Annotated in this window: 7 protein-coding genes and 2 pseudogenes; 5 read left to right on the top strand and 4 right to left on the bottom strand. The window is 34.4% G+C overall.

Translation table 11 applies throughout. The features are described from left to right. Nucleotides 1-300: 300 nt before the first annotated feature. From EDD71_RS03125 to EDD71_RS03115, 4 genes and pseudogenes are all read right to left on the bottom strand, one after another. A pseudogene (locus tag EDD71_RS03125) lies at nt 301-1,528 on the bottom strand (IS256 family transposase). A gap of 117 nt (nt 1,529-1,645) precedes the next feature. After that, the gene (gene ltrA, locus EDD71_RS03120; protein ID WP_133627280.1) at nt 1,646-2,980 is read right to left on the bottom strand and encodes a group II intron reverse transcriptase/maturase; all 1,335 of its coding nucleotides are present in this window, start codon (nt 2,978-2,980) and stop codon (nt 1,646-1,648) included. 341 nt (nt 2,981-3,321) lie between these two features. Further along, nucleotides 3,322-3,513: a hypothetical protein gene (locus EDD71_RS15215; protein ID WP_166636314.1), complete on the bottom strand. Its 192-nt coding sequence runs from the start codon at nt 3,511-3,513 to the stop codon at nt 3,322-3,324. A gap of 1 nt (nt 3,514) precedes the next feature. Next, entirely contained in the window at nt 3,515-3,772 is a 258-nt protein-coding gene (locus tag EDD71_RS03115; protein ID WP_133627279.1) for a transposase, read from the bottom strand. A gap of 75 nt (nt 3,773-3,847) precedes the next feature. On the opposite strand from EDD71_RS03115, the pseudogene EDD71_RS03110 reads away from it, so the two are divergent. The 5 genes and pseudogenes from EDD71_RS03110 to EDD71_RS03090 all read left to right on the top strand — a co-directional run. Then, nucleotides 3,848-4,255 (top strand): annotated as a pseudogene (locus tag EDD71_RS03110) (transposase); the annotation flags it as partial. A 1,082-nt stretch (nt 4,256-5,337) separates the two neighbouring features. Next, nucleotides 5,338-6,366 (top strand): LacI family DNA-binding transcriptional regulator, encoded by a 1,029-nt coding sequence (locus EDD71_RS03105; protein WP_133627277.1) that lies wholly within the window; start codon nt 5,338-5,340, stop codon nt 6,364-6,366. Between the two features lie 52 nt (nt 6,367-6,418). Beyond that, nucleotides 6,419-6,982 carry a bifunctional 4-hydroxy-2-oxoglutarate aldolase/2-dehydro-3-deoxy-phosphogluconate aldolase gene (locus EDD71_RS03100; protein WP_166636315.1) on the top strand — a complete coding sequence of 188 codons (564 nt, stop codon included), beginning with the start codon at nt 6,419-6,421 and terminating at the stop codon, nt 6,980-6,982. A 27-nt stretch (nt 6,983-7,009) separates the two neighbouring features. Continuing rightward, a complete protein-coding gene (locus EDD71_RS03095) occupies nt 7,010-7,762 on the top strand; it encodes a sugar phosphate isomerase/epimerase family protein (RefSeq protein WP_133627276.1) in 753 nt (250 codons plus the stop codon). 149 nt (nt 7,763-7,911) lie between these two features. Beyond that, the gene (locus tag EDD71_RS03090) at nt 7,912-9,207 is read left to right on the top strand and encodes a citrate transporter (RefSeq protein WP_133627275.1); all 1,296 of its coding nucleotides are present in this window, start codon (nt 7,912-7,914) and stop codon (nt 9,205-9,207) included. Nucleotides 9,208-9,339: the final 132 nt, after the last annotated feature.

Below are 9,339 nucleotides of genomic sequence, written 5' to 3'. Positions count from 1 at the left end.
TAACCTCAAAATAATAAAAAATGATTCTAAAAACAGCAGATTAAATAAACTGCTTCTAGTAAAATTAGCCTAAAATGCAAATTATAGAAACTTAGAGAACGTCCACAGATTTGTGTAAATTTATTTTAGATAAGATTAATTCAAACTGGAAATTACTATAGGAGACAACTCCTGTAGTAATTTTTATTTTTTTGGGTATTACTAAATAATGTGATAGTGTAACTGTTGTTCAATATTATTTTGAATCTATTTTTTATTTTTATACATAGATTTTTTAAATTAGTACAAGCTATTTAACTTTTAAAGATATTGTTCAAGCCTATCTGCATACATTATGCTTAACTGCGCTAAAATACTATGCCAATTCTGGCATGGTGAAGTCCACTTAGTTATTATCTGCTCTGTAGCTAGATACAAAGACTTTCTCAAAGAGTCATCCGTAGGAAAAGATGTTCTGACCTTGGTAGACTTCCTTAACTGTCTATTAAAGCCCTCAAGAGCATTTGTGGTATATATTGATCCTCCTAATTTCCGGAGGAAAATCAAAGTATGTAGACAAGTTATCCCAGTTGTTGGTCCAGGATTGTATGACTATCGGATACTTAGCCCCCCACGTACTTTCAAGTAATTCCAAAGCTTTAACCGCCATTTGTTCGTTAGTAGCCTGGTATACCTGCTTTAAATCCTTCATAAAGGCTTTACTATCCTTTGAAGCTATATACTTTATTGAATTACGTATTTGATGTATTATGCAGTTTTGTATGTTCACCTGTGGAAAAACGGCCTTTATGGCATCAGGAAGTCCCTTAAGACCATCCATACAAGCTATCAATATATCTTTAACACCACGGTTTTTAAGGTCATTACACACTGATAGCCACAATTTGGCACCCTCCTGTTCTCCTATCCATATGCCTAATATATCCTTGTATCCATTCATATCTAACGCCATGCATATGTAGGCAGCTTTACTAACAATCTGATGTTCTTCTCTAACTTTGTAGTGAATAGTATCCATATACACAATCGGATATATTGGTTCTAATGGCCTGTTCTGCCAAGCGATAGCTGTTTCCATCACCTTATCGGTGATTTTTGAAGTCATAGCTGGTGATATGTCTATCCCATACAGCTCATCAATCTCTGCTTTAATGTCATCCACAGACATGCCTCTGGCATATAGTCCTATAACCTTTTTATCAAGTTCGTTGCACACAGTTTCATATTTTTTTATTATCTTTGGCTCAAATTCTGCTTTTCTGTCCCTGGGGATATTGACATCAACTTCCCCAAAGCTGCTTTTAATTTTCTTTGTGCTATATCCATTTCTATAATTTCTTTCACCATCTAAGACCCTCTCATATTTCTGCCTTCCAAGATGCTCTTCCATCTCAGCCTCTAGAAACTGTTGAATAATATTTCCAAATAACCTCTGCATTAGCCCATTCTTTCCAACTAAATCCTCCATATTCTTACACTTTTTTAATTCAGAGTTAAGATCAATATCAGGTATGTTCAACTCAGGCATAAATATCTACTCCTCTCAAAAATATTTCTTAGTTATTATTTCCATACTTACCAGTTACACATGCATTAAAAGAGCATACATAGATGTGATTTACACAAATCTATGTATGCTCCCTTATTACCGATTAAAAAAACAGTGATATCCTGCAATGGTTAACATAAAAATTCCCCACCTTGGGGTGAGGAAAAAATTTTGCAAAAGTGAGGAAATTTCACTTGCAAAAAACATACCTACTTTCCAATGCTCAAATAATGTACTGTTTTTATTGGCAATTTTCATTAACAAACTCATTGCTTTATAAGATTTATATTTATACTTTTTATATTTTCTTCTTATCCAAAAACAAAGATGATAGTTTATATGTTCTAATACTTTTGTTAATTCTTTTCTTCCATATTTACCATAATAATTGAGCCATCCTCTGATAACAGGATTATATTTTTCAGCGATGTCACCCAGTTCTTTGTTTGTCATCCACAGTAATTTCCATTGCTTTATAGTTTGTTTTATATGCTTCTTAGCTTTATTACTAATAGCAGGTAAGAAACTTGTGAATTCTTTATCTTCTTTTCCTTTCGCCTTTCTTGGTCTAAATGTATAGCTAAGAAAAGTAAATTCAATATTTTCATGTTCTTCTTTTCTATTACTATCTTTACAATAAATTATCTTTGTTTTCTCTGGATGAATTTCTAGTTTACACTGTTTGAATCTGTCTTCCAAGCATTTTCTTATATATTGGGCTTGCTTTAGTATTTTACAGTTTATTATTCCATCATCAACATATCTACACCACGGATTATTAGTGAAATTTCTCTCCATCCACTTATCAAAAGTATAGTGTAGAAATAAATTTGATAAAACAGGACTTATTACTCCCCCTTGTGGAACTCCTGTTTCTCTTTTTATTATTTCTTTTCCTTTTTGGATTGGTGATTTCATCCATCTTTCTATATATAGTAATTCCCATTTACAATCTGTATGTTTTCTTACTGCTTTCATCAGGAACGTGTGGTCTATGTTGTCAAATAATCCCTTTATATCGAATTCTAAAACCCAATCATATTTCCAGCATCTTTCTCTTGTTATATCTATAGCATCATGTGCAGATTTATTTGGTCTATATCCATATGAATCCTGTAGGAAATATTTTTCTACTTTTAGTTCAAAATTAATCTTTACTACCATTTGAGCAATTCTATCAGCAACTGTTGGTATTCCTAGAACTCTTACACCACCATTTTTCTTTGGAATTTCTACTGCTTTTACAGGTGGTGGAAAATAAGTGCCTGAGGACATTCTATTCCATATTTTATATAAGTTATCTTTAAGATTTATTTCAAATTTCTCTAAAGATATATCATTAACACCTGCTGAGCCTTTGTTAGCTTTTACTTCTTTATATGCCTGATATACCAAGTTCTTCGATACATTAAACGACTTTGTTTTATTCATCTAGTTCCTCCCAAAAAATATTGGTTGACCAAAATATAAAACAGGATAACATAGTCCCTTGGCTCCACTTTCATTACAAAAGTTTCATAACTACTACAGACTATTCCGCCCCTATATTTTGCATTGGTACTTTCGTCCTCGTAAGTCCTTTACTTGTGACTTTTCCCTTTTCATCAAAATCGTAGGTTCTCACGTTCCACATAAAAGCCTATGTTATGCTCATGCCACCTTTACTCCGGCTACCACCTAGCCAGTAAACAGGTTCCTTCTAAGCTTATCCCAAGCTAACCATACATCTTGGTTTTGATAGCATCTGAGCCTTTCGAAGCGTCTTCAGTGGTTCACTTTCGTTCATCTCCATAACACTCATCTGACAAAATCTTTTGTCTTGCCTTTTCCTTAATGCTCAATACCATTGCTTTTGACAATAGCACCTTAAGGTGATTTGAAATCCCTACCTGTATAGTGATTTCGAGGGGCCTACCCTCATCTTTTATGTAGCACGAAACTATTAATTTGTTTCTTCGTGACACACTATGGCCATGGTTTTTTTAATATTTCATTTTCCTCTTTAAGCATAGCCATTTCTCGCTTCAATGCTTTAAATTCTTTCATAGTTACAACTTCACCATCATCAACAATTACAGGCTTGGAGCTCTTAATCCAGCCATTGATAGTAGATTTTGAAACGCCATATTCGCTACTTAGCTCTGTTAGACTCTTTCCGAAATTATATAGCTCTACAATTGTATTTTTAAATTCCTCAGTATATTTTCTTTGATTTCTTGCCATTTTGTAGACACATCCTCTCTCTTTCTTATTTTAATTTGTTCGAGTTATTGTGTCTACAAAACTATACTAACACCAAAATATGATGTTCAGAGCAAGAATACAGAAAATGCTCGAAATGGATACTCTAAAAAGACCATTAGATCTAATCTTGGTGAAGTTGCACTTTCAATACCAAGTGACAGAAATGGTGAGTTTACTCCTACGATTGTTCCTAAACATAAACGTGATGTTTCTGGTATTGAAGACAAGGTTATTTCTCTTTATTCCTACGGAATGTCAACAAGAGATATTCATGACCAAATCAAAGAAATCTCTGGTATTGAACTTTCAGCTGAAATGGTTAGCAATATTACTGAACAAATAATACATATGATTCAAGATTGGCAGAAACGTCTCCTTGATCCAGTTTATCCTTTTATTTTCATGGATGCTATACATTACAAGGTTCGTGACAATAATCAGGTAATTAACAAAGCTGCTTATGGTGAAAAGGGACGGTCAACAGTTCTTCCATCCTTTCACAAAATCAAATAAATATTATGAATTAAACCTCCCTTTCTATGGAAAAATATTACTATAAAAGCATAGAAAGGGAGGAATTTTCATGCCAAGAATGGCACGCCAAAAATCATATGGTTCAATATAACACATAAGGGTTATACAGAACAGTTCTCAATTTTTTTAACTTAAAGAAAATATTCACTAAGAACATATCTACCCACTTCATCTCTTTCCTCCTACTTGTCCACTTTTAAAGTATTAAAAACAAAGTTCTTAAATTGTGGATAGCAATTGTTTATACCCTGAATAAGGTTGAAATATAAGAACACTTTGTATTTATTATTGTGTATTCGAGGATTGTGATAAGGCAGTTGCATGCATCTTAAGGCCAAGTTTCTTTTTGTGTTTTTAACAAGATAAAAATTTCTGTCCTTATCGACATTAAGTAAGGGGGTATCGCTTATGCTCCTTACCATAATATGATAGATGAAATCATAGTTTTTAATGCAAGCAGCCCTGGGGATAAAAATCAACTCCTTTATTCTGGGTGTTGATGTTATTCCCAGGGCTGAATTTTATTATTTTCATATTTTAGGAATTTTTGAGAACTGCCTCAGGGGTATAACATTCGAACGTCCTTGGTGGATTTAAGCACATCTTTTACTTCTTGAAAATCAGATTCCTTTACATAATAGTTAATTCTAACAGACTGTTTCCTCATTCCAATCACCTACCATATTAAACTTTGTTTACTGTTATGATTAGCGTATCCTATGGTGAGAACTATTGATATGAGATAAAAAAGTTATTTACTTTCTATATACGTCTGCAATATTTTTATCAGGATATATAAGAACACCCTGAATAACGTTACAAGAAACCATATTTATTGCTGAGAGTGGATTATGAGCTAAGGTTATTGACTCTAATAGAGAGAATTGATAAGTCATAATTTTATTTAAATATTGATTTTATAGAAAATTTAATTTATTATAAATATATAAATTATTTTTTAAACATATTTTGTGTATCGGTTTCGTTAATTGGTTAATAAAGGAGGGCTTATGAGGGAAGAAAGAAGTTTAATAACAATAAATGAGGTTGCTAAGGCAGCAGGAGTATCAAAAACTACTATATCAAGATATTTAAACGGCAAATTCGAATATATGTCCCAAGATACAAAAAAGCGAATACAAAGTGTAATTGAAGAGTTAAAATATAGGCCCAGCAATGTTGCAAAAACTTTGAAATCAAATAAAAGCGGAATGATAGGTGTAATAATTGCAGACATTGGCAGCCAGTTTTCATCAATACTTCTTAAAGGAATTGGAGATGTCTGTGAAGCCCACGGTTATCAGGTTATGATAGCAAATGTGGACAATGATCCACGAAAAGAGAGGGAATATATAGAGTCTCTTTTGGACAATAGAGTTGAAGGAATTATTGTCAATACAACTGGTTATAATGATGATTTTCTAGTTGAGATTAACGAAACAAGAGTACCTATAGTGCTTGCAGATAGAACTATGAAGGAACTAAAAATAGACTCTGTAGCGACAAACAACTATAATATGACATTTACTACAATTGAGTATCTGGTTGAAAAAGGATATAAAAACATAGCCTTTTTCACAGAGCCTCCTATGAAGAATAGTGCAAGACATCTTAGAAGGCAGGGCTACTTGGACGCAATGAAGAATCTTCTAAATGTATCTGCTGAAGATTTGATATATACAATAGATTCAACTGATAAAAAAACTACCATTAAGGCAATTGAGGAATTTAATAACAGATATAAAAATAAACTCAAGGCCATCTTTACTGTAAATGGGGTTACTCTTTTAAATGTACTTCAAGGAATACAGGAATGCCATTATAAAATCCCTGAAGATTTTTATGTTTGTGGCTATGAGGACTGGGGCTGGGCAAGGCTTGCTTACTCTGAAATACCGGTTATAACCCAACATTCCTACGAGGTTGGGGTTGAATCCGCCAAGATGCTGATAAAAAGAATTAACAGCAAAGGAAAAGGAAAGCCAAAGTATAAGGAGCTAGAGGCCAAGCTTGTAACAGGAAGCTCCAATAAGAGTTAAAGGAGAAGGGAATATGGACAAGTAAACTGTAAAGAAATTATTAAGGAACAAAATAATCGCTGTAATTCGTTGCGAAGACTTCACAAGGGCAAAGTTGATTTCTAAAACCATAATAAACTCTGGAATTGATGCTTTGGAAGTAACATTTACTGTAAAGGGTGCACCAGAGCTTATAAAGGAGCTAAAGGCAGAATCATCAGGTGTCATTATTGGAGCTGGAACCGTACTTACAGTAGTTCAGGCAGAAGATGCTTTAAAGGCTGGAGCAGACTTTATCGTATCGCCTTGTATAATTGAGGAAGTTGGAGCATTCTTCAGAGAAAGAGGTATATTTTGTTCCATGGCTGCGGGAACATCTACAGAGGTGTACAATTCCTATAATCATGGAAGTGATGTCGTAAAGCTCTTTCCAGGAGAATATATGAATCCTGGAATTATAAAGGCTATAAAGGCTCCAATGCCTTTCATTGATATAATGCCAACAGGTGGCGTAGACCATAAAAATATTAAGAGTTGGTTCGATAATGGAGCTTTTGCTATTGGAGTTGGAGGATATTTAACAAAGAACATAGATGAAAATAACCTGGATATATTAAATCCAGATGCGAAATTTTAATTACGCATTGAAATAGTGGAGGAACTTATGGAAAAAAGCAATATAGTGATAAACACTTTAGTGTTTTTAGATGAAATAAATAAAGGAGTAAAGCAGTCAAGTCTTTTAAGAGATATTAACAGTCTTGGAATAAGTAAAGCTGAGGTCAGAAGAGAGTTTATAAGGGATTTTGAAGTGGAGATTAAGGAAATAAGAGAGATTTCACGAGGTTTGAAAATGGAGCTTTACTACTCGGTTCCTAAATGTATGTACATAAATGGACGATTAGCATCGGATGATATAGAAAAATACTTCAGGGAAGCATATGAAATGAAATGTAGAAATGTGAAGCTAAATATTGGAGATTATAGGGACATAAATTCCGGGGATGCTGCAATTATCAATTTTCTTTGCGACAAGTATCAAATAAAGCTTACCATTGAAAATGACCAGACAGCGGAGAATGGAAGAGTTGAAAAAATTAAAGAGTTTTTAGAGCATGCACAAAGGCTAAAAGTAAAAATAAGTGCCACCTTTGATGTTGGAAATTGGCTCTGGCAAAATCAGGACCCTTTAGAAAATGCAAATACACTTAGAGCATATGTAACCTATATTCACCTAAAGGATGTAAAGATAAAGGACAAGCCTCAGGCAACGTTATTGGATAAAGGGATAATACCATGGAGGAGCATACTTGATATATTTGATAAGAATTTACCTGTTGCTATAGAATACCCTTGCAGTCCAAATGCTCTTTTAACCGTGGAAGATGAGATAAGGAAGCTGGAGGCATTAAATTAATAATTTTAATATTCAAATTTACCTGTTTACCTGATATGCAGTGCAATAAGAATTTTTCATTGAGGTTAGGAGAGCTTTTCTTAACTGAAGCAGATGAAGAATTATTATTGCAGCATATATAAATAAAAGTATAAGGGGAGGTATATTAAATGTCAACAGCAGTAATTATTGGTATTCTGCTACTAATTTCCTACTTTAGCCTGATTTACTTCGCAGCCAAGGGTGGAAACCTTATGATTGGTTTCCTTGTTATGGCCATAATATGGGTAGCACTAGGTATAGCGGGTGGAAAAATCACCTGGGAAGTTGCACAAACTCAGATATTCCAGGGAGGACCTGAAAGCTGGGGCCCAACAGCAGTTGTAGTTATCTTCGGTAGCTGGTTTGGTAGAGTTCTTGTTGATACAGGAATTGCAGCTACTATTATAAGAAAGACTGTTGAGCTTGGAGGAGACAAGCCTCTTGTTACAACAGTGTTACTTTCAATCGTGACTGGAATTATATTTACAAGTACCTTTGGAGCAGGTGCAGTTGTTGCTATAGGAGTTATAGTGCTTCCAATACTTTTATCACTTGGAGTTCCCAAGCCTCTTGCCGTTAGCTCATACCTGATGTCAGTTGGTTCCGGTATGTATGTGAATATAGTTTTATTCAAACAAATGCAGGGAATATTTAAGGATTTCCCCTATGACAACAACTACTTAAAGTTTGGATTTGCAGCAATGGGAGTTCAACTGTTAGTTATAATAGTTATGCTTGCAGTCAAACTTAGAAAAAGTGCTGTAAACCATGCTTGGGCAGCTCAGACTTCAACAGTAACAAGTGTACAGCATGTTCCTGCAATAGCCTTAATAACACCAATTGTTCCTGTTCTTCTTGCAATAGCCTTCAAATGGCAGCCAATACCTGCATTTATAGTTGCAGTATTCTATGCGCTGTTTGTGTGCGGAAAGTTCAAATCCTTTAAGGAAATAGAAAAGATCGTTACAAAGACCTTCTATGATGGAGTTGTAGACGTTGCATCATTGCTTGGCTTCCTTTTTATACTTCCAATGTTCAACAAGGTATCTGGAATGGATGCTCCATTCTTCCAGGCAATACTTGGTGGTGTAATGCCAAGAAGCACACTCTTCCTTAGTGTACTCTTTGCGATAATTGCTCCCCTTGGACTCTTTAGAGGACCAATGACAGTGTTTGGAGCAGGTTCTGCCACACTTGGAATACTAAACGCAATTGGAGGCTTTACTCCAACATTACTCTTCCCATTAATCTACATACCAACAATCACAATGAACATTTCAGCTTGTCCAACACAGTCTTGGAACCTTTGGGCACTTAACTATTCAAAGGTTAGCGTAAAGGAATTTCTTTCCTCAGGTTTTTTATGGGCATGGGCGATATGTATTATTAATACAGCAATAGCGTTTATAATGTTTGGTGCATAAAAATATAAGAAAAGTACTGGTCGCAGGTCCAGGTCGCCGCGTCTTAGTATTTACAATTGAAAATTGACAAAATATTCAATATTAAATATAAACTGGTCTGCAGAGAACCTCTGCAGGCCAGTTTTAAAGATA

Origin of the sequence: Fonticella tunisiensis (assembly GCF_004364155.1) — a bacterium.
Classification (GTDB): domain Bacteria; phylum Bacillota; class Clostridia; order Clostridiales; family Caloramatoraceae; genus Fonticella; species Fonticella tunisiensis.
Note: the sequence above shows the minus strand (reverse complement) of the source record. Positions and strands in the feature narration are given on the sequence as shown.